Origin of the sequence: Colwellia sp. 5_MG-2023, assembly GCF_030547795.1 — a bacterium.
GTDB lineage: Bacteria > Pseudomonadota > Gammaproteobacteria > Enterobacterales > Alteromonadaceae > Colwellia.
In genome coordinates this window covers 42,848-64,571 of the sequence record NZ_JAUOPW010000009.1, presented here as the reverse complement: position 1 = coordinate 64,571, position 21,724 = coordinate 42,848, and the positions used below count along the sequence as shown (strand labels likewise).

The 21,724-nt window shown below is 35.5% G+C and carries 16 protein-coding genes; 3 read left to right on the top strand and 13 right to left on the bottom strand.

Translation table 11 applies throughout. The features are described 5' to 3' along the window. The first annotated feature begins 21 nt into the window (after positions 1–21). Positions 22–867 (top strand): fumarylacetoacetate hydrolase family protein, encoded by an 846-nt coding sequence (locus Q4496_RS08660; RefSeq protein ID WP_215972799.1) that lies wholly within the window; start codon positions 22–24, stop codon positions 865–867. A gap of 152 nt (positions 868–1,019) precedes the next feature. On the opposite strand, the gene Q4496_RS08655 is transcribed toward Q4496_RS08660, so the two are convergent. The 3 genes from Q4496_RS08655 to Q4496_RS08645 all read right to left on the bottom strand — a co-directional run bounded on the left by Q4496_RS08655 (position 1,020) and on the right by Q4496_RS08645 (position 4,815). Beyond that, positions 1,020–1,490 carry a low molecular weight protein-tyrosine-phosphatase gene (locus Q4496_RS08655; protein ID WP_303610266.1) on the bottom strand — a complete coding sequence of 157 codons (471 nt, stop codon included), beginning with the start codon at positions 1,488–1,490 and terminating at the stop codon, positions 1,020–1,022. A gap of 262 nt (positions 1,491–1,752) precedes the next feature. After that, the gene (locus Q4496_RS08650; protein WP_303610265.1) at positions 1,753–3,903 is read right to left on the bottom strand and encodes a TonB-dependent receptor; all 2,151 of its coding nucleotides are present in this window, start codon (positions 3,901–3,903) and stop codon (positions 1,753–1,755) included. Positions 3,904–4,152: 249 nt separating this feature from the next. Next, the gene (locus Q4496_RS08645; protein WP_303610264.1) at positions 4,153–4,815 is read right to left on the bottom strand and encodes a tRNA-uridine aminocarboxypropyltransferase; all 663 of its coding nucleotides are present in this window, start codon (positions 4,813–4,815) and stop codon (positions 4,153–4,155) included. A gap of 87 nt (positions 4,816–4,902) precedes the next feature. On the opposite strand from Q4496_RS08645, the gene rrtA reads away from it, so the two are divergent. Then, entirely contained in the window at positions 4,903–5,520 is a 618-nt protein-coding gene (rrtA, locus tag Q4496_RS08640; RefSeq protein ID WP_303610263.1) for a rhombosortase, read from the top strand. A gap of 200 nt (positions 5,521–5,720) precedes the next feature. On the opposite strand, the gene Q4496_RS08635 is transcribed toward rrtA, so the two are convergent. Then, complete coding sequence (locus tag Q4496_RS08635) at positions 5,721–8,207, bottom strand: prolyl oligopeptidase family serine peptidase (protein ID WP_303602394.1); 2,487 nt, start codon at positions 8,205–8,207, stop codon at positions 5,721–5,723. Between the two features lie 289 nt (positions 8,208–8,496). Here Q4496_RS08635 and Q4496_RS08630 point away from each other — a divergent pair, with 289 nt between their 5' ends. After that, a complete protein-coding gene (locus Q4496_RS08630; RefSeq protein WP_215972794.1) occupies positions 8,497–9,084 on the top strand; it encodes a YchJ family protein in 588 nt (195 codons plus the stop codon). Positions 9,085–9,206: 122 nt separating this feature from the next. On the opposite strand, the gene Q4496_RS08625 is transcribed toward Q4496_RS08630, so the two are convergent. From Q4496_RS08625 to Q4496_RS08585, 9 genes are all read right to left on the bottom strand, one after another. After that, positions 9,207–9,788, bottom strand: coding sequence for a VC2046/SO_2500 family protein (locus Q4496_RS08625; protein ID WP_303610262.1), 582 nt, complete (start codon positions 9,786–9,788; stop codon positions 9,207–9,209). Positions 9,789–9,916: 128 nt separating this feature from the next. Next, positions 9,917–11,941: a hypothetical protein gene (locus Q4496_RS08620; protein ID WP_303610261.1), complete on the bottom strand. Its 2,025-nt coding sequence runs from the start codon at positions 11,939–11,941 to the stop codon at positions 9,917–9,919. Continuing rightward, entirely contained in the window at positions 11,938–14,304 is a 2,367-nt protein-coding gene (locus Q4496_RS08615; protein ID WP_303610260.1) for a hypothetical protein, read from the bottom strand. The genes Q4496_RS08620 and Q4496_RS08615 overlap by 4 nt, the downstream gene beginning before the upstream one ends. Continuing rightward, complete coding sequence (locus tag Q4496_RS08610; protein WP_303610259.1) at positions 14,297–15,766, bottom strand: BatA domain-containing protein; 1,470 nt, start codon at positions 15,764–15,766, stop codon at positions 14,297–14,299. Before Q4496_RS08610 ends, Q4496_RS08615 begins: the two co-directional genes overlap by 8 nt. Further along, the gene (locus Q4496_RS08605; protein WP_303610258.1) at positions 15,763–16,671 is read right to left on the bottom strand and encodes a DUF58 domain-containing protein; all 909 of its coding nucleotides are present in this window, start codon (positions 16,669–16,671) and stop codon (positions 15,763–15,765) included. The genes Q4496_RS08610 and Q4496_RS08605 overlap by 4 nt, the downstream gene beginning before the upstream one ends. 20 nt (positions 16,672–16,691) lie before the next feature. Then, on the bottom strand, positions 16,692–17,702 hold the full coding sequence (locus tag Q4496_RS08600; RefSeq protein WP_215972788.1) for a MoxR family ATPase: 1,011 nt from the start codon (positions 17,700–17,702) through the stop codon (positions 16,692–16,694). Between the two features lie 22 nt (positions 17,703–17,724). Beyond that, positions 17,725–18,426, bottom strand: a complete 702-nt coding sequence (locus Q4496_RS08595) for a DUF4159 domain-containing protein (protein WP_303610257.1) — start codon at positions 18,424–18,426, stop codon at positions 17,725–17,727. A 130-nt stretch (positions 18,427–18,556) separates the two neighbouring features. After that, entirely contained in the window at positions 18,557–19,933 is a 1,377-nt protein-coding gene (locus Q4496_RS08590; RefSeq protein WP_215972786.1) for a TldD/PmbA family protein, read from the bottom strand. Positions 19,934–19,981: 48 nt separating this feature from the next. Then, positions 19,982–21,610, bottom strand: a complete 1,629-nt coding sequence (locus tag Q4496_RS08585; protein ID WP_215972785.1) for a TldD/PmbA family protein — start codon at positions 21,608–21,610, stop codon at positions 19,982–19,984. Between the last annotated feature and the right edge of the window lie 114 nt (positions 21,611–21,724).

The following is a 21,724-nucleotide window of genomic DNA, read 5'->3' as shown; positions in this document are numbered from 1 at the left end:
TGAAATTAAGAGAAAAATCAAATGAAATTACTTCGTTATGGACCTGTAGGTCAAGAAAAACCAGGAATTATGGATGATCATGGCAATATTAGGAGTTTACATAGTGTTGTTAGTGATATTGACGGTACGATATTATCAGATGATAACTTGCAACGTATTCAAGCTTTAGATTTATCAAGTTTACCAATAATCAGTACTGATATTCGACTAGGTGCCTGTGTGGGTAATGTAGGAAAGTTCCTTTGTATTGGTCTTAATTATGCAGATCATGCTGCAGAATCTGGTATGAAAATTCCAAACGAGCCTGAAGTTTTCACTAAGGCCACCAGTGCCATTTCTGGCCCTAATGATGACATAGTACAACCTAGAAACAGTGATAAGTTAGACTGGGAAGTTGAGCTTGCCATAGTTATAGGTAAACATGCTTCCTATGTTAGCGAAGAAGAAGCGACCGATTATATTGCTGGTTATTGTGTATGTAACGATGTTTCTGAGCGCACTTTTCAACTAGAAAAAGGCAGCCAGTGGGATAAAGGTAAAGGCTGTGATACTTTTGGTCCTATTGGACCTTGGTTAGTTACCAGTGATGAAGTGAAAGATCCAAATAACTTATCAATGCATTTAGCTGTTAACGGAAAGACATTTCAAAATGGTAATACCAAAACTATGGTATTCAAGCCCGCATATATTGTCAGTTATCTAAGCCAATTTATGAGTTTACAACCGGGTGATGTTATCTCGACAGGGACGCCTCCAGGTGTTGGATTAGGTCAAACTCCACCTTTATATTTAAAGCCAGGTGATAAAATCACTCTAAGTATTGAAGGTTTAGGTAGCCAAGAGCAAGTAGTTACATCACTAAAGTAGTGTGATTTTATTATATTAAAAACGCTATAAAAAATTGTTTACTATCGCAAAGGTTCATAACTATATGGAGTACAACACGTGTACTCCTTTTTAAATTCTGATAATTTTCTAAAAATCATAAAACAGTTCAAATTGAATAACTTTATAAGCACTTACTTCAACTGTTTTAGTAAACCGTCACTGGCATCTTCAACTAAATCTAGAACAAAACGAAAACCATTAGCGCCACCGTAATAAGGGTCTGGTACTTCCTCTTCGTCATGGTTATCAGCGAAATCTAAAAAAAGTTTAGCTTTATATTGTAAGTGCTCAGGAGCAATTTTATGAAGTTCTGCTAGGTTTGCATTATCCATTGCTAATATAAGATCGAAGTTATCAAAGTCTTGTACTGTCACTTTTCGGGCTTTAATACCTTTAAATGAATAGCCACGTTCAACACCTACTTTTTGCGCTCGATGATCAGGTTTTTCTCTAACATGAGCACCTACAGTACCAGCTGAATCAACCTTTAATGATAAACCTTCCGCTTGTGCTTTCTGCCTAAAAACAGCTTCAGCGCTTGGTGAGCGACAAATATTGCCCATACAAACAAAAAGTACACTCTTAACTGCTTTATAATTCATAAACTTATCAACCAATATATGTATTTAATATGTAATGTTTAGCATTTACCATGCGACATCCATTATTGCGTTATTTTCGCTTTCACAGTATAGAAAACACTTTGCTCTGTCTTCTATCAATATAAAAGAGGAAAACTAAGCGTGTAATAAATAGGTGCGCAATAAATTTACATTACATTAACATAAGTAATATAAATCATCACCATGAAAAAATGGCTTAGGTATGATTAAAATACAAACTAATTTAAGCCATTCACTTTGTTTAAAAAGAAATAGCGGCACCTATGTGTAATGCTCGAGTTTGACCACCAAAGAAACGGTATGTTCCAAATGCGAAGTCAGCCCTACTTGCATATTGCTCATCCGTAAGGTTTTCTATTCGCGCAAATATACGCGTATTATGATTGAGTGCTAGTGAGGTTCTAAGTTGTAATAAGTCATGTCCGGCATAGTTATGTTCGTTAGCAGGATCTAAATAATATTCACCCATATGTAGCCATTCTAGTTCAAGTTTACTGTTATCTGTAAGCTGCCAAGCAAAGCGAATATTAGCCATTTGCTCTGGTGCTGTGTCTACTTTATTGCCTTTAGTAACTCCACTGCTAGCACGATAAAATTCATATTCATGCTGACCATAACTATAATTAACGGCCACACTAAATTGCTCAGTTAAATCATAATTAATACTCAGTTCAAGCCCTTTATGTGAGGTTTCACCATCCGTAACATTTAAACCGTCGTCATCACGAAAAAAAAAATTATCTTTATTCATGCTATAAATAACAAGTTCATAAGTGAGGCTATTACTTATTCCACGTAAACCTAGCTCTAAACTGTCAAGTTGTTCAGCTTCAATCTCACCAACCAACTGTTGGTTTTGAAGTCGGTACATGTCGGCTGTTTGCGGTGCTCTAAAGCCTTGTGACCAACTACCAAAAAATGCAATTTTGTTATTTAATCGATAATTAAACCCTAATTTAGTACTAGTATTATTAAAACTATCGTTATTATCACTAGGACGTTTAAATAAACAAGCTATAGGCTCGTTATTACTATTTACACATGCACTGCCGTCGGCTTTAGTCGTGCCATCGGCAATTAAATTATTATATCGATATTGAGTTGCATCAAAGCGGACACTACCGGTAAGTTGCAATTGTTCTGTTAATTGCCAATCTGTTTGGATATAAGGAGCAATAATTGAGGCATCAACATTATAGTCATAATGTAAGCCTTGTTGACGTGCTTTACCAAAGCTATAGCTGTCAGGCTGTTGTTGAGTTTGTGTTAACTCCCCTTCTGTCCATTCAAGATCGATGCCCATTACAACAGCAAGGTCTTGATCGACCTGCCAATGATAGTTATTTATGATGCCCACACTATAATGACTATTTTCTTCAATAGCCTTTGACGGTAAATAATGCTGGCTAAACTCCATTTGATTAAGTCGAAAATATGGCGTTATAGTAAAGCTGCTGTCTGCGCTTAACTCTCTTTGCCAACTCGTTGCAACACGAACTGAAGACCATTCACGATAGGCATCGCTATCACAATTTTTTTGCATGGCGTTAGTATCTTTGTAAAGTGTTTCATCTGAATAAATTGAACTATAGCATTCATTGCCATTGTCTCCAGAGGATACAAACCCAGCGGTATTCTGATCAAGCACAAAACCAGCAATGACCGTTTTGAAATGATCATCTCCGTTAACATAATCATGACGAAGTCCCAATTTTAAAGAGCGAAAGTCACTATCATCACGGTAACCACCATCATCAACAACTTGAACACTAGCACTAACACCTTGATTATCTGATTCGCTACCAATTGTTCCCTGCAGTTGATACCTGTCGTTAGGCCCAGCAAGTAGTGTTACATCCCCACCATTTTTAGGAGCTTTAGTTAGAACATTCACCACGCCATGAACCGCATTTGATCCATAAATTGCACTGGCAGGTCCGCGAATTATTTCTATTTCTCTCGCCTGAGCTAAGTTTAACTCTGACAACGCATTATTATTAGCAAAGCCGGCTGCTCGGGTAGCAACACCGTCCTCAAGAAATAAAAAAGCGCCTGCAGCGCCTGGACCACTTAACACCGGAGAGCGTAACGAAGGTAACGTTTCCATACCATTATTAGTTTGTATATGAACGCCTGTTGCTCTGTTTAAAATGTCACTTGGATGAACAGCGTTAACTAAAGCAATATCATCACTTGATATACGATCGATATTACCGGTTAGTGAAAGAAGATCTGATTGATGACGCGTACCGGTAACAACGATAACCTCTGCTATATTCTTACTATCATTCGACGTGGATAACACTGTTTTATTAGTAGCAGCTAAGGTTGAACAACTAACCATAGATAAACAAACCGTACTAACAACTGTTCTGGGGAATCCTGATAACATCTATACTGTATCCTTTAAGAGGTATTGCGGGAAAAATAGCACTTTAACAAAGGGAGTTGTTACTCGTAAACACCTGTTTTATTCGATGAAAGGAGAATATATTGAATATTCGTAGATTACTAATTAACAGTAAACTCACCGTAGATAATGTTAAAAGGGGTTTAGAAAGCATTTAATGACAGTTATTATTTATATTAAAACAGGAATAATGAAAAGTTACGATGGTACTTAACACTAATAATAAAACTGTTACCCTCTAAAAGATAACTGAAAGTCATTGAATTTTATGAAATTATTTAGCATAGGTTGATAATTACCACAATCGATATTATCGGCTCCTACCGTATTCATCCTTTTGTCTGCTGTGGTAATTTTCATTTCCCCTTCCAATAATGCTAATGCATAACAAGTTGCTTCTAAACTCGATAACGCATTTTTTTTGGCGACTTTACGAATTAAGTATTGCCCATTATTCGCCAGATAATCAGGTAAACTGACTTGTGACAATGAATGTAGGTTTTTAGACAACATAAACATACGGTACGACTTTTTCCAGGTGCCGTCGAGTACCAGTAACAAAAGCGGCTTAGCCTTATCTGTTTGTGTAAACTTACCTCCATTCTTTTTATCAGGTAAAGATAGAATTTGTGAGTGTTCACCAGGATAAAGTAGTAAAACTTGATGCGACGCTAATATTTCATTCAGCTCAGTGTGATGAGTAAAGTCTTCGCCTACCAGTACTTTACAAGATGTTAGCGAACCATTTAATAAAGCGACAGTGCCTTTACTTTGTTTAACTTCATTCGGATGTTGTAATACTAACAAAGGCGTTTTATTGTGTGTTTCTATGATAAAACGACAAATACAAGCGCTTGTGGGGCGTTGGCATTGTGTGCATAAATTTCTGGCCATAAAATAAAAACATCAAGAATCTTAAAATTAATAGGCTGACATTGTATACTCAACTTTCAATGAGTTCAGCCTAAAGCATCAACATAAATGAAATTAAGTTCTTTTCCATTTTCGAAACAGCACTCGTTAATAGTATTAATTATTGCTGTTATTTCAATTTTTGCTTTTGCGGCTGAATTTTTCATTAATGACTCTGTTACTCAGGTATTCGTTTATCACCGAAACTTAATTGCCCAAGGAGAAATATGGCGATTATTCACAGGACATTTATTACACACTAACGGTTATCATTTATTGCTCAACCTAGCCGCACTAGTTATGCTTTGGGCATTACATGGGCGTTTCTACACCATTAAAAATTATTGTGCTTTATTTACTTTTTGCGCCTTCATTACCAGTATGGGTATTTATTATGGCTCACCGTCATTAATACAATATGTTGGTTTATCTGGCGTATTACATGGCATATTTGTGTTTGGGGCGATAATGGATATTGCTGCAAAAGATAAAACAGGTTATTTACTTTTTATCGGCGTTTTTATGAAAATAGCTCACGAACAAATTTATGGTGCTAGTACCGATGTCAGTGATTTAATTGAAGCGAGTGTTGCTGTTGATGCGCATTTATGGGGCGCGATTGGTGGGTTAGTATTTACGGTGATATATTTACGTTTCTTTCGTTTTAAAACCATTACTATCGATTAGTGAAATAAACTCACCTTTTACGCCAAAAGCCTAACGCTTTTAATTCACGTATGATCTTCTTTTCTAAATAATTATTTTGTTTAAAAAAAACTTTTTAGCAACCACTGATGATCGCTAAAAAGCTTTATAAACTACTTATCTTATCCAATTGGGTTTAACTAATTTAGCTTAGCTAATTGGTTTTCATTATAAATTTATCTTTATAATGTATTTTCAAACAACTTATAAATACGACGGTATTCATTCAACCATGAACTCGGTTGTACAAAACCATGTGGTTCAACCGGATAAATAGCCGTTTCAAAGTCTTGTTTTTCTAATTCAATTAAACGTTGAACTAAACGAACAGTGTCTTCAAAAAACACATTATCATCAACCATTGGTGCGTTAATTAATAAGGGTTTAGTTAAACCTTCGGCAAAATAAATAGGTGAACTACGCTCATAAGCAATGGCATCATCTTCAGGAGTATTTAAAATATTAGACGTATAACCATGATTATAATAAGCCCAATCTGATACTAAACGAATAGCTGAGCCAGATTCAAATAACGTAGGGTCTGTGAACATTGACATTAATGTTAAGAACCCGCCATAAGACCCACCATAAGTGCCTACACGCTTAGCATCTACGTTAGCATTGTCAACAATCCAGTTAACACCATCACGCATATCTTCAACTTCAACTTTTCCCATATGTCTATAAATACTAGTACGCCAATCTCGGCCGTAACCTGCTGAAGCACGGTAGTCCATATCAATAACCACGTAGCCTTGCTGTACTAACATTGAATGAAACATGAATTCACGGAAATAACCAGACCAACCAAGGTGAGAATTTTGTAAGTACCCAGCACCATGCGTAAACATTACTGCGCGGTTTTTCTCAGTTGTTTTGTCATAATTCTTAGGTAAATAAACACGCGAGTAAATCGGCTCTTTTTGCTTGCTTGACGGTATAGCCACAATACTTGGTGCAACCCATGGTAAAGCTTTAAATTCATCAGAAACGGTATGCGTTATTTGTGTAGCTGGTGCATTTGACGTTAATGATTGAACATATAATTCTGGCGGCATAGTTAAGCTAGAATGTTCAATAAGCAATGCAGATTCGTCAGGACTTAAAGCATAGCTATTTTGACCACCAAGATCTGTTAATGCCGTAACATTGTTAGCCAAATCAACTTGGTAAATTTCATGTATACCAGGATGTTTTTTATTGGCTTTAAAAATAAAGCGTTTTTGGTCTTTTGTTAGAGTAACGTCACTTACTTCAAATTTACCCGACGTTAGCTGTTTAGTTTTACCATTATTTAACGTTTTGTAATAAAGATGAGAATAACCACTTTCTTCTGATAAATAGTAAAGCGCGTCATTTCCTACCCAATCAAATTCGTTAAAGCTCCAGTTAATCCAAGCATCATCTTGTAACTCGTGCTGATTAACTAAGGCTTCTTTTTCAAAATCAACAGTAGCTAACCAACGAGTTTTGTTGTCCCAAGCTTCTAACATTAAAGCAACTTGGCTGCCATCGTCGTTCCATTTAACAGGAAACCACATTTGTAATAAATGAATATTTCTAGCCGTTTTACTACTTTTATAGGTTTTTCCTTCACGTGCATAGTTCTCTTTTTTTACTGCTGCAAGCACATCAGTATCAAAATTAGGCAGTGATTCGTAGTTCAACGCCACTTTTTTACCTGCTTTTAAATCGATAAAAAATAGCTCTTCTTTATACTGACGGTTATTAGCCACACGAGCGCGTACTTTTTCAGCGGCAATCACGCCATCTTTAGTAACATAGTTTGGCATAATATCCGAATCATCTCGGCTTGATTTAGCCTCAGTAATACTCACAAATAATTTATCACCCGCTGGCGACAAGCTTGCGTGGCTTACTTGATTATCTTTACCAAAATAATATTTGGTTTGTGTCACTGTCGTGTTTTGTGCTGTTAAGCTGTCTTTTTGTTGCTCTTTTAATTCGCCATTACGTTGCTGTAATGCAATGTAGTTAATCAGTTTATGCTGTTCTTTAGCTAAGTAACTTGTAGGTGCTTCAATACCTTTAGGTTTTTCAGCCATTTGTAAGTTAGCTAATTCAACAACCTGCCCGGTGACTAAGTCATGTGCATAAAAAACATTGTCGATACGGTAAGCGATTTTTCCGTTAGTTAAAAATAACGCATCGCTTTCATTGGCAGAAGTATACGTAATCTGTTTTACTGATTTAGTCGCAACATTTTTAACAAAAACATTACCTTCAAAGCTATAAATCTCAAGACTACCATCGCTATTACTTTTTGCATTGCTGTCTGCAACTTTATGTAGCTCAGATAAACTAACTTGCTGTGCTTGTGAGCCTGAGCCTAAATTTTTAACCCAAAGATCTCTTAGCGGGTTACCTAACTGTTTTTGTTTATAGAAAATGGTATTGCTATCATCACCCCAATACCAAGATTCAGGCGCACGTCCAAACCAGTCAGGATCTGACATGATTTTTTCTAATGTGATTTTTTTTAATGTAATAACTTCATTATTATTGGTTACATCGCCACTATTGCTTGTAGGTGATAAAACAGTGGCAGGCGATTTTAACGAAGTTGAGCTAGTTTTTGTAGTATCTTCAGTGCTTGCACAAGCAACTAAAGAAATACTTAAAACAGCCGCTATTAAGTTTAATTTCATAAAGTTATAGTCTCTTAATTTGAGAGTAAGAATTAATATATTGGATTAATTTATTCACGTGTTCACAGTTATACTAATCAAATAGGAATTGATCAATACTCATAGGAGAATAGAGTATTGTAATTTTTTGCGAAAGTGTAAGGGAAAACCACCAGTAGCCTGGTTTCTGCGATAAAACTCGCTAAATAACACGAAAACCAAGTTAAGGTTAACAACAATAAAAGCTATAATAAAACGAATCCTAATTCATTAATCACTAAAGTCCTATTTTTTGTATGTGTAGTCCTCTATGTTAACTAATAATCCCTGTTTTTGCGGCTCAGAAAAAAGCTTTGCTAATTGCTGCCAAGTTTTTATTGAAAATAATGAAATAAAAGCAATATATCCTGAAGACCCTGAACAATTAATGCGCTCACGCTTTAGTGCTTATGCCTTGGGAAATGGTCAATACATTTATGACACTTACGCCAAAATAAGCCAAGCTTCACAGTCGGTGAAAGAAATTAATGATTGGGGGAAGTCTTGTACATGGATAGCACTTAAAATTCATGCAATCAACAATAATTCAAATACAATATATAATGAATATTCTGATCAATTTGTTGAATTTTCAGCTTTTTATATAACAAATAATACTCTGTGTGAATTAAGAGAAAACTCACGCTTTATTCTAGAGCATGTTTCATCAAACCCCGTTACCTTAGAGAATAATGCTGAAGAAAGACAAAACTTACAATGGCGTTATATCGATGGTGAAATTATTGAACATAGCGAACTAAAGCAAATAAAACGAAAAGATTTATGCCCTTGCAATAATTACCCTACTGCCTGGTCAATAAAAAAAGGCAAAAAATTTAAACAATGTTGTGATAAGTGAGCAATTGACGAACATTCATAAGAGTTGTTAGAAAATAAAACTACTAATTTTCAGACTCATCAATTAAGTTTTAACTTAAGTAGAGGTAACGCAGATTTAAGAGTTATTTAAAATATGAGATCTTAAGCTGCTACATTAACTAAGCTTGATTCAACAACTGAATTTTGAACCGCTTTCAACCAACCATCAACATCCATATTTAACGGCTTGTTCATCACTTGCCCTTCTTGTTTATTGGCATGTTTTTCTTGGCAGATCAAATTCGTGTTAGTTAAGATATTACTCTCAATATGTTTTTTATCATCACGAAACGCAAGTGGATTTGGTGATATAGCATTAGATAAATGCAAGCAAGCTAAATCATTATCAATAATCAATTGGCTTTGGTTATAGCGATTAATTTGTTGCATGTTTTTTAATGCTAACGGTGCTTCATCTGGCAGATCAAAATGTTTTCTTAACGTTTTATTGTTAACTTCTTTGATATCTGTTGACGTACCATCGATTGGTGCAGACTTTGGTAAGATAAATTGGCTTTGCTCTCTAACATCATCACAAAGCATCGCTAACATTAAAGAAAAGTCGGAACGTCTTGACTGATGCACACATTCGTTTAACTGCTCACCTAATTGCAATTCATGCAATAAAGGCTTTGAAGCTACCGAATTAGTGTTAACTGTGTCATCTACAACGTTTACAGCCAAAGGATTATCTCTTCTTTACAAAACTATAATTAAAAATTTAAATTTAACAAAGTTGTTGATTAAATAATGTTATGTAAAGAAGTTATCGACCCAAAAATGTAAAGCTTTAGTATTAATTTAATAAAAATTTAAAATATTTTTCTTTCGTACCACAATAAAGATGAACTGATAAACAATAACCACCAAAACGCCAATTTATCAATAGGTAAGTAGCTGACTTTGTCTGCTATTTTTGATGAGTTTTTATGTGCTAAATGACTCGCTTCATGCTTCAATAATTGTTGCCAAGTTAGCCAATTTCGTTGTGAATACACAAAAACTGATTGACTATTTGAGCGTATATTATTTTGTAATGATGTACTCATATTAACTTGATTTAAATCCGTCTTTTCATTCTTAAGAGTAAAGTTATGCCAACCTAAATAATCACTTAAATACACGCCACAATAAGCAGAATCGAGAACAACTGACGGTAATAAATTAATATTTTCAACTTGTAAGTCACTGATATCATCTCCATTTAGTTGCGCGCACATTGGTTGTGTATTACCTTGAAAATAAATCTGTTCAATAGGTGATTTTTGCCATCCTGACTCTTGCGCTGAACGCGCAGTATTTTCAATAATATGCTGCCAATAGCGACTATAATGACTTTTATTATCAGAGGTTAGCCATTGGTAACTGCTATTAATTAATGAGAAAGTCGCCGTGCCTAAACCGTAATTATGTGCAATCGCCAACGTTTGACTGTCATTGCCCTCAACAAGCACCTCACCGTTAACTTTAGGTAAAATTGCATTGGTATAGGATAAAGTATGCTCTTCTTGGCTATGTAACCAACGCGGTATAGTGGTTAACCCTTGATTCACTTTTGTACTTAATGGCCATGATTCTTGTGAAAAAACACGCGTTAATAATGAATGACTTAACACTTCATTAGAAGATAACAGTAATTCATCATCGACAATAATAATTAAACCTAGGCCATTTTTTACAGCCATTTCAACTTGTGTACTTTCTTCCTGCGTTAAGGATAAAACTGCACGACCATCCATATAAAGTAAGTCAGTATCTTTCAATAAAATGCTTGTAAACTCTTTGTCAATTATGTTTACAGTACTTTTATCTCCCTTATTTGGCTTAGATATAACTTCTACATCAGTCGTCGCATTAACAACTTGCTGAATATGTTTATTTTTACTCACTTGTGTAAAAACTAATACTTCTTCACCCTGCTCTGCTAACCAATTTTTTAAATGTTTACTTTCAAAAGAAGCTGCCGACTGCTTAATAACAACTTTTATTTTTTCAGCTGAAGTAACACTAAATGATACCGGCTCTGACATTAGCAACGTTTGATCATCATCGAAAACTTTCAACTGATACGTAAATAAACCTTGGCTTTTTAACGAAGCCGATAAATTAAAACGTTCATTATGTTTAATTAAAAATTCATCAACAACTTCATCATAAGTATTTGATAAACTTATTTTAAAAATTCGTTCTTCATCTTGCTTTTGTGCTCTGAATGTTCCAGAAATATAGAAAGGTTGGCCTAGTACTAATTGTTTAGGCCAGTTAAGTTTTACTGGGCCAGTTCGAATACTTGAAGGATAAAAATTAACATTAAATTGCTGTTTACTTAAGTTTTCATGCGCTGTTGAATTAATCAAGCTATTCAATATTTGCCACTCTGGTGTCGCCAAGCCATCGCCATAAACACTTAACTGAGTAATCTGAGGCTGATATAACAATATTTCACCCACATTATCAATGAGCAACGGTTTAGTTAACGTAGATAAATCTAACGAAGCTTGCCAATTGGGTAGCGAAGATAAAAGAAAAATCTGTGTATTATTATCCTTAGGTATTGATTCAATTTGTTGCTGACTCGTTCCATAGGTTAATAACACAGCTGACATTTCAGTTTGCGTTTTTATTTTTATATCACTGATCAAGCCAATAATTGCACAAAATGAGAGCATATTAAGTAAAACAATCACAAAAAAACGGCGTGAATAATGTAAGCGTTTATAAGCTGTAAACACTGTGATACCTAAGGTAATAAAACTCAGCATAATAAGCCCATATTCAATAGCGATAAGATGGCTTGGAAGAGCTAACTGTAAGTTTTCCGTTATATTAAAAATCATGGTTGTACCGACAAAAATTCAGCGTACTGCTGAGTTAAAGCATCTGTAGTAAGGTAAGGCTTTCTCAATACTTGGGGTTTTGCATTAGGCTCAGGTAGTAATTGCCAAATTTTTTCTGCTAAGTCAGGTAAACACAATTGACAATTATCAAGTGTAAAACTATTAGCGAGTAATATTCGCTCTATAATAGCGACATATTTTATCAATACAGGGCGTTTATCAAGTAACGCTTCAAGTTGCTTTTTTACATTGCTAACAAGTTGTCGCTCTGTATTTGAGAGCAACATTTCTTTTGACGTTGGCACCTTATTGTTCACACGACTTAGCAATCTATTTAATAAACGATAAAATTTATTTAACTGATTTTTTTCATTATCAGTTAAATCTATGGTTTGATGGTGTCGATAGCTTAAAATATCATCCAAGTCACCTTGATATCGCCGCTGTTCAGTCACCGGTGGTGGTTCAAACCCAAGGCGTTTAACATAAATACGCTCTGCTTTTTTTGCCATATTTAAATACTTTAATGCTTCTTCTTCATAAGGAAGCGCTTTTTCAGGTACTGATAACATTAAGTGCGACTCTGCTTGCCACATATTAGTGATAGAACGTTTCATTAAAGCTTTAGGGTCTTGGCGTGCCATAATACCAATATCTGCTTCTTCATGATTGTGCCCAAATTGACTAATAACCTCACTACTACCTGATTTATCTGTACCAAAGCCTTTCATTGCAAAATCATCACTGGCATGGTGTCCTGCTTCTTCATGGTGATGCTCAGGAGCATGATGATGTTCTTCTGATTCATCATGATTATCTTGATTCGTGACACTCTCTACTCGACTCGAAACTTGCTCACTAGCTTCATGACTCATGGCATGGCTACCGCCGCCATCTTCTACTTCATCACCCAAGTACTGGCCATACTTTTCTTTCAACTCACGCTGAGCAATACCTAATAACTCTGATTTTTCAACAAATTGTTCCGTAGTTAACTCTGTTCTATCATTTATAAGCTCAATGGTTTCAATAATAATTTGTCGCTGACTTTTAAAATATTCCGGCATAAAATCAAGCAATGCACCGTCAAACATCACAGCCTGATCTTCATCTTCAAGCCAACGTATTATTTTTGTTATTGACCGTGTTATTTGCGGAGTTGGTTGACGGTTATCCCATGCTTTGACAGTAAAATAAAGTTCATCACCTGGCTCCATACCCAATTTTTCTAACTGCCAATTAATATAATAATGATCAACCCCGTCAATTACGTCAGTGGAATCAAAATTAAAAGTTTGATCTCTAAACTTAACCGACTCACCAGAGCCTTTAGCGATAGAAGCTAATATTTCAACCTTAGCGACATTATAATCATCGGTTATTTTAACCTGTGTCAACACGTCAGTATGATCTTGTGTCGCAATTTCAGTAATCGTTTTTTTCGGGCTAATAATAGTGATTTTAGCTTTTTGATCTTTAACTATTGTTAAAGTATAAACCTCAGGTAATAAGGTCTCAACGCCGTTAACGAGAATGCCCAAACGATAAACACTGGTATAATCAGCGGATTTTTCTAGGCTATAAAAATCTTGGCTTTCTTTGGTAAAATATAATTTTTGATTATCTGAAAATTCAATGAAAACATTATCGACAGTGGTAGTTAAAGCTAATTGCCAACGCAGAATTGAGCCCTCAACAGCTGATACATTTAAATCATTTTGCTGGCGGCTTTGTAACTTGGTATAACCTGGTGGTGTTATAAGGACTTCATGTTGTGTCAATAAAAGTGTTTGGCTAGTCTCTGCCATTTTATCTTTACTAACAACAGTTACCTTAATAGCGTCATTCTCGCTTACAGTCAGTAATGGTAACCATAGATGACTAAAATACATTAATAGTAAAATTATCATCGCACAAACAAATGACACAATACTATTTTGATAAGATATTTTAGGGTAAATTGCACCCTGGTTATCGCTTAATAAAAGTTCAATATTGCTAATTGTTTTTTGTTTTTGTAATGTCTGTAATATTGAAAGTGAATCGTCATCTCGAGTAACGAGTTGTGCACTTTCTTGTAGTTCAGGGTATAGCCGGTTTAAATGCTGTAATAAATTACTTAACGTTAGTTGTTGATAACTTGAAGATTTAATTCTTATCCAAATAGTTAAAATAAGAGTTAATGTGCTTATTATAATGAGTAAAATAATAGGTATGTTTATGTAAAACCCCATAGTTAACAATACTATTAGCCATGGCAAAAAATTAACCACAGTATAGCAATGCCATCTAACTTTTAGTTGTTTCACTACAGCATTAAGTTGAACGTTAATCGAATTTTCTGCGTTATTATTATCAGACATTATCCTTACCTCTCAATGTCTGAGTAACAAGCATGTCACTAGAATGACTGACATTATCTGAGTTAAACGCCTTAGTTAGCGTACTTTCCTCCTGCGCTTTTCGAAATTTTTCACTTAACAAGCGCTCAAGCGACCAGAAAAGCACTAACAGTATAATCAATAATTGAGTCATTGATTCGTTTTTAAATGATTCCGTATACTTACTTGCATAGTGTTCTTTATTAGTTTGTTCTTTATAATCATCTTTATCACCTAAGGACGCTGCAATAGCAGAGCTTTCATGGACAAGTTGACTCGTTATTTGTTCATCGCTTAACTGTTGCTGCATTCGGTGATCTTTTATTGCTTCATCTAGCAATAGTGACATCAATTCTGATGGAAACGTTATTTTTGTCACAAGTTCATCCCAGTTCACCAAATGAGTCACAGTAGGATCTTTTGCATGCGTTATATCAGCAATTAAGCTTGTTCCTTTTCGAACTTCTTGATTAATAAACAAAGGAATTGGCGCAGAGCTTAAATATAAAATCGAATCATACTTGCCTGTAATATTATTATGAAGCTGATCACTTTTGGATGGTTCATATTCAAGAGAGTTACCTTTAGGTAAATCATCTTTAGCTTGCTCATCTTGAAATAGTTCATCGTTAAGTTCATCAGAAAGGTGGAAACTAAAGGCTAAGTTCTCAAGCTTAGTCGTTTGAATAATAGAAAGAACAGCCTTTAACGCCGGTAAATATTCACTATTACTTTTATCACTAATGACGACTACTGATAGTGTTTTATTGATTAATGACTCCATTGAGTTAGTGATTTCATCTTCAGATAAGTGCTTAATATTCCATGTAATATTATCCGGAAAATAGATTTTACCGTTAATAAATTGTGATAAACGATTAGTAGTATAAACCTTGATATTTACGTTATTAGGTAAAGTTTTGGCATAGTTATTAACAAGTAACCAAGTATTTTGTTGCTTACTTTCTTTTAAATAATTACTTTTATTAGTATTGGTGACCGTATTTTTCCAAGTAACAATTTTATCACTGGTTAATCGTTCAACCCTTGCTGATAAAAGATAAGTAGGCACATTTTCAGCTTTTAATGCTAAGGTCTTTAATTCCGCTTCAGTGGCATTATTTAGCCAATCATTAGTAATTAAGATATTACCTTCAGTAGCGCCATCAGTATTACTTCTCTCATCGTAATAAAGCTGAGCTAACAATAGCACCGAAAAAAACAGCATAAGTAAACGACAACATAATAATAAGCGCTCAACTAAACGTATTTCATTCATTTTTACCGGTTTACTTAATTGAATTAACCGAATATTACCAAAAGGGACTAATTTCCCCTTACTTTTACTGAATAAATGAATAATTAACGGTACAAGTAAACTCAAAAGCGCAAGTAGCATCCAAGGCGATTGTACAAACCAGTAGGCTATTGAAGGAAATGTCATTTTATAACAGCCTTATTTCTCATCGTTAGAATATCAAATAAGGTTTGATCAAGCGGCTCATCTATATTAGCAATAAAGTGTTTCACTTTGTTTTTGGTTAATCTATTCAGCAAGTCCGTTTGATATTTTTGCTTTTCAACATAGTACTTTTCTTTAACTTGATTTGCCGAAACTAACACTTGCTCCTTAGTTTCTAAATCTTCAAATCGAATCGCACCTTTATAAGGAAATAGCTCCTCATCATCACAGCTTAATTGAATAGTAACGACGTCAGTTCTGGTATTACTGAGTTGCCCTACCAGCTCAACAATTTCATCACTTTGCTGATGAAAGTCACTAATAACAAAAATAATGCCGTTTCTTTGTACACGACCTAATTGATTCATAACATGTTCAAGCGTAGGAAAAGTGTTTTGTGCTTTTAAGCGCGTTAATCCTAGAAGAATTTTTTGCCAATGACGTTCGCCAGATAACGCAGGAAGAAACGTTTGATTATCGTTATCTAAGGATAAAAAGCCAACATTATCACCTTGCTTTTGGGCAAGATAAGCAGCCGTTGCTACTAAGCAACGCGCATAATCAAGTTTATGCCATGAATTTTCATTTGAGCTGAACTGAGATTTTTGTAACATTGAAGCACTGGTATCTAAGACAAACCAAGCATTAATGTCACTTTCCCGCTCAGCCTCTCTGACAAAATACTTATCAGAACGAGCAAACAGCTTCCAATCAACTCGAGACAGATCATCACCAGGCTCATAAACACGGTATTGGCTAAACTCTATGCCAACGCCTCGTTGAGTACCAGTATGTAGGCCATGTAAAAAACCTTGTGCTAAGGTTTTAGCAACTAAAGGTAGGTCTTTAATTCGAGATAATGTTTTGGGATCAACAAATTCATGCATTGTAATAACTTAAACCCAACCTATGCTAACGGACTAGTAGGTTTTGGAACGCTTAATAATAAATCACTAATTACATCATCTGTTGATACATTGTCAGCTTCAGCTTGAAAATTAAGTAAAATTCGATGCCGTAAAACAGCAGGGGCAACAAAAATAAGATCGGCTAAAGTCATCGCATAACGTCCTGACAATAATGCCTTAGCTTTAGCGCATAGTACTAATGCTTGCCCTGCTCTAGGTCCTGCTCCCCAACGTACAAACGAGTTAACTTTATCACACTTAACAAGCTCATTATCGCTTGAATCGGGCCTTGTTGTTCTAACAAGTGCACTCACATAATCAAGCAAAGTATCAGATACTTCAACTGAGCGTACAAGTTGTTGCAATACGAGTAACTCTTCACCTTTTAATACGCGTGTTAAGGTAGATTCTGCGTTACCTGTGGTTCTTTTTAATATTTCTACTTCTTCGGCTTGAGTTGGGTAGCCCACACGAATAAACATTAAAAAACGATCTAATTGTGCCTCTGGTAAAGGATAAGTGCCTGCTTGCTCAACTGGATTCTGGGTTGCTAAAACAAAAAATGGTTTAGGTAAGGCATGGCTTTCCCCACCATAACTGACACTCTTTTCCTGCATTGCTTCAAGGAGTGCGGCTTGCGTCTTCGGTGGTGTACGATTGATTTCATCCGCTAACAAAATATTGGTAAAAACAGGTCCTTTTTGAAATTTAAAAAAACGCTCACCACTGCTATGGTCTGTTTCTAATATTTCGGTACCAATAATATCACTCGGCATTAAATCAGGTGTGAATTGCACGCGATTAAAGTTTAGTTCTAATGTTTGCGCTAATGAACTCACCATTAACGTTTTTGCTAAGCCTGGTACACCCTCAAGTAAGCAGTGCCCTCCTGCTAAAATGCTGATTAGCAACTCTTCCATCACATTCTTTTGGCCAACAATTACTTTTCCAACTTCATCGATGACTTGAGAAAGTTTATCTAATGTCGCGGTAATCTCTTGTTCGTTCATTCTTTCATCCATTGTTGTACGGTTAAGCTGTCATTGCATACATAACAATATTGACGGCAAAGCGTGTATTATCAACTTTTAACCAACGCTTATTTCTAAAGTCATAATCCCATTCGCATCCTAAATCTTTATTGCTATAAAGCACACCAATTCGGCCATCTACTTCAATCGCTTTTAGATAATCATGCACTAGATCGTCTCCCCAGCCATTCAGCTCAATAGATGTTCGAGGCGGCCCATCAAACTTAAAAAAAGAAGAGTAAATAGCATGGTCATTTGGTATTTTGTTTAATGAGTTCTCGCCAAAAATTTCCCTCATTTGTTGTTCAAAGCTACGTGCAAACATGCCATCAATATCATGATTACAATCGTCAACAAAAACGAAGCCGCCATTTTCTACATAACGTTTAAAATTTTGTTTTTCTTCATGATTAAATTGTACTAACCGATGGCCCGCTAAATAACAAAATGGTGCGGTTAACATAATGGGATCAGATAACGGGACAATTCGTTCTTTTATATCAACTCGTAAACTTGTGTATTCAATCAGCGAATTTAAAACATTGGCAGGCATTCGCTCATCAACCTCCCAATCTCCCGATTCATAACTTAAACGGGTGAAGTAAAAATCAAAATAAGGCGCTGATAATACTAAAGGTACCTTTCCTAAGGCTGTAATACCTGTAAGTGCAGAAAGTGATTTTAGAAAATAGCGTCTATTCATAATAAAAAAATTAGCGTTATTAGAAGATGATAGTAAAGAATATAAACTCTTCTTACTAGAATTGAATTAACTTCAAACAATAAACCAAGGTTTGAAGTTAATTCAGCATATTTACGATAATGAAATAGATTTATACCGCGTCAGATAAACTACTAAAGGTAAAATCACGAATTTTCATAGGTGGTACCATAGAGCCATTTATTCTCACTGACTTACCTAATGCTTCGATATTATTTAACATTACGATAGGACTTTCATTAAATCTGAAATTTTTAATTGGATACTTAATTTTGCCGTTTTCAATATAAAAAGTACCATCGCGCGTTAAACCAGTATAAAGCAAGGTTTGTGGGTCTAAAGCGCGGATATACCATAAACGAGTAACCAATACCCCTCGACGTGTATTTTTGATCATCTCTTCAAGACTTTCATCACCACCGGCCATAATAAACTGTGCTGCACCACCAAAAATACCTGAACCCGCATAAGCTGTAGGTTTATATTCAACACCCGTTTTTTTAGCCCAATAAGCAGAATTTGGCATATTGATAATTTTGCCATCTTTTACCCAGTCAGTTTTACTCACACTATAACCGTCACCAGAGAAAGGTGGTGTTGGTACTTCAGGGTGCATTGGGTCTGAATAAATATGAACTCGCTCATCGAAAAGCTTCTCACCTAATTTATTCGTTGCACCAACCAAGTTACCTTCACTATCTTTAGTTTGTTTTTTACTTAAAAAACTACGGCCTTCATCTGCTGGTCTCTGTCCCATACTGCCAAACATGTTACTTAGTAGCTGCACACTCGCGGCAGGCTCTAAAATTACCGTATATTTACCTGGCTCCATTTCTTTAGCATCAACCGAACCTAATGCTTTTTTAATAGCCGCATCTGAAGTTTTTTTAGTATCAAGTAAACTCACATCACTGTAATCGCTCGTTGCCCAACCCGATCCTTTACCATCTTCAGTTCTAATGGTTACCGTGAAATCGACATTAGTTGATTTGTCATAAGCGAACAAACCTTTGTTATTCATGATTGCAGTAAAGCTAGTACCTTCTTGTAAAAAACCTGAAGAGACTAATTTATTCGCTTTTGAGGGTTTAATACTGTTTTCAGCTGCTTGTGCTCTATCTTCAGGAGTAACATTAGCTGTTGAATCAAAAAAACCTGTTGGTTTACTATATTTTTGCGGACCAAAAACAGGCATTCTTTCTGGGTTTTCTGGTGCTAATTTAGCTAACTCTTCCGAGCGTTGTACTACTTTTTGAATTGAAGCATCATCAAACTCATTAATAGTCGCAACACCGGTACGAAGTCCAAAAGTAGACTGAACTGAAAGTGTTAAATCACTTTGCTCACCCGCGGTAGAGACAGTGTTACGTGCATAACGAATATTGCCACCAACTTGGCCATCTAAATTACACTCACATTCATCTGCCTTTGAAAACTTTAAAACTTTAGTAAGCAATGTTTTTGCATGTTGCTCTGATAAAATAGTCATTACATATTCCTTCTTTAAATTATTTTGCTTTGTGTATCGAATTAACGACTACACATTACGTGCGGTATTAATCACGTTTATATTGTTAAAACGTGTCGTTGGACAACCGTGAGATACTGCACTCACTTGCGAAGGTTGACCTTTACCATCAAAGAAAGAACCGCCTATTCTGTAATCCGATTTTCCTGCCATCTGCGTACAACTGTTCCAAAACTCCTGCGTATTCGATTGATAAGCAACATCTTCAATTTGTTCAGTAATTTTACCATTTTTAATTTCATAAAATAATTGACCGCCAAACTGGAAGTTATAACGTTGTTGATCAATTGAGAACGAACCACGACCTGCGATATAAATACCATTTTCAACATCTTTAATAACATCTTCTGCTGAAATATCTTCTTTGTTTGGTTTTAATGATACATTAGGCATACGTTGAAATTGCACGTCACGCCAGCTTTGTGCATAACAACAACCGTGTGATTCTTTTTGATCAATCATATGTACTTGATCGCGAGTAGCTTGGTAATTGACTAACGTACCATCTTTAACTAGATCCCATTCTTTGGTTTTAACGCCTTCATCATCAAAGCCGACATTCCCTAATGAATAAGGTTGTGTTTTATCTGCTACTAAATTAACTATTTTAGAGCCATAATTAAACTTGCCACTTTTCCATTTGTCTAAAGTAGCAAAACTTGTTCCAGCAAAGTTAGCTTCATAACCTAATACTCGGTCTAACTCTAATGGATGGCCTACTGATTCATGGATAGTTAACATTAAATGCGCAGGGTCTAACACTAAATCATATTTTCCTGGTTCAACTGATTTAGCTTTCAGCTTAACTTTGAGCTGTTTACCTGCTTCAGCAGCATCTTCGAGTATATCGTAAGAATTTTTATAACCAACATTAGCACCAGAAATACGAATTTTATCTTCTTCTTTGCCGTCTAAGTACTCAAACCCCATACCAACAGGATTACCTAAACCTGTACGTTGCTTAAAGCCTGATTCGCCAATAGCAGTAGCAAAAAATGGTGCCCATAAACGATGTACATCTTGATCAATATAAGAGCCATCAGTAGAAGCAAAATATTTTTGTTCATTAACCAGAAATAGCACTGACGTAATATAATTAGCACCATTCGTCATGGCTGCATCATTTACTGACAGCAATAAATCAACTTTATCTTTAATAGGTACTTCAAATGCATTCTTTGTGATTGGTGTATTCCAAGTAACATCACCAACCCCTTTAACTGGTGCTAATTGTACTGGCACGGTTTGAAATTTTGAATTAGCAACAGCAACCGCAACCGCTTGTTCAGCGGCTTTAGCTACGCTATCTGGTGTCATATTAGAGGTAGAAGCAAACCCCCATGTACCATTTGCAATAACACGAACACCAATACCAGCAGACTCAGTATTAACTATGTTATCAACACGCTTTTCTTGTGTGGTAATAAATTGATTTAAATACCGTCCAATACGTACATCGGCATAAGTTGCGCCTTTCGCTTTAGCAGCATTGAGCGCTATATCGGCAAGTTTTTTCTTAAACACGACATCCATTGGTTTGTCTAATAATTGTTCTGCTGAAACAGCCATGCCCGACATAGGCAGTACAAGCCCGCCGACACCGACACCAGTGAGTTTAATAAAGTCACGTCTTTGCATTGGTATTCCCTTCTATTAGTTATTTGTTTTATTCATTGTAATTATTTTTAATGTAATTCAAGTTATTAACTTCATTCATAAGGTATATCAAAAAAGGTTCTAAAAATATTTTTT

What these genes read in the sequence shown, in the direction of transcription:
- Q4496_RS08660 (WP_215972799.1), top strand. Translation starts at nt 22, where the DNA reads ATGAAATTACTTCGTTATGGACCTGTAGGTCAAGAAAAACCAGGAATT.
- Q4496_RS08655 (WP_303610266.1), bottom strand. Translation starts at nt 1,490, where the DNA reads ATGAATTATAAAGCAGTTAAGAGTGTACTTTTTGTTTGTATGGGCAAT.
- Q4496_RS08650 (WP_303610265.1), bottom strand. Translation starts at nt 3,903, where the DNA reads ATGTTATCAGGATTCCCCAGAACAGTTGTTAGTACGGTTTGTTTATCT.
- Q4496_RS08645 (WP_303610264.1), bottom strand. Translation starts at nt 4,815, where the DNA reads ATGGCCAGAAATTTATGCACACAATGCCAACGCCCCACAAGCGCTTGT.
- rrtA (WP_303610263.1), top strand. Translation starts at nt 4,903, where the DNA reads ATGAAATTAAGTTCTTTTCCATTTTCGAAACAGCACTCGTTAATAGTA.
- Q4496_RS08635 (WP_303602394.1), bottom strand. Translation starts at nt 8,207, where the DNA reads ATGAAATTAAACTTAATAGCGGCTGTTTTAAGTATTTCTTTAGTTGCT.
- Q4496_RS08630 (WP_215972794.1), top strand. Translation starts at nt 8,497, where the DNA reads ATGTTAACTAATAATCCCTGTTTTTGCGGCTCAGAAAAAAGCTTTGCT.
- Q4496_RS08620 (WP_303610261.1), bottom strand. Translation starts at nt 11,941, where the DNA reads ATGATTTTTAATATAACGGAAAACTTACAGTTAGCTCTTCCAAGCCAT.
- Q4496_RS08615 (WP_303610260.1), bottom strand. Translation starts at nt 14,304, where the DNA reads ATGTCTGATAATAATAACGCAGAAAATTCGATTAACGTTCAACTTAAT.
- Q4496_RS08610 (WP_303610259.1), bottom strand. Translation starts at nt 15,766, where the DNA reads ATGACATTTCCTTCAATAGCCTACTGGTTTGTACAATCGCCTTGGATG.
- Q4496_RS08605 (WP_303610258.1), bottom strand. Translation starts at nt 16,671, where the DNA reads ATGCATGAATTTGTTGATCCCAAAACATTATCTCGAATTAAAGACCTA.
- Q4496_RS08600 (WP_215972788.1), bottom strand. Translation starts at nt 17,702, where the DNA reads ATGAACGAACAAGAGATTACCGCGACATTAGATAAACTTTCTCAAGTC.
- Q4496_RS08595 (WP_303610257.1), bottom strand. Translation starts at nt 18,426, where the DNA reads ATGAATAGACGCTATTTTCTAAAATCACTTTCTGCACTTACAGGTATT.
- Q4496_RS08590 (WP_215972786.1), bottom strand. Translation starts at nt 19,933, where the DNA reads ATGACTATTTTATCAGAGCAACATGCAAAAACATTGCTTACTAAAGTT.
- Q4496_RS08585 (WP_215972785.1), bottom strand. Translation starts at nt 21,610, where the DNA reads ATGCAAAGACGTGACTTTATTAAACTCACTGGTGTCGGTGTCGGCGGG.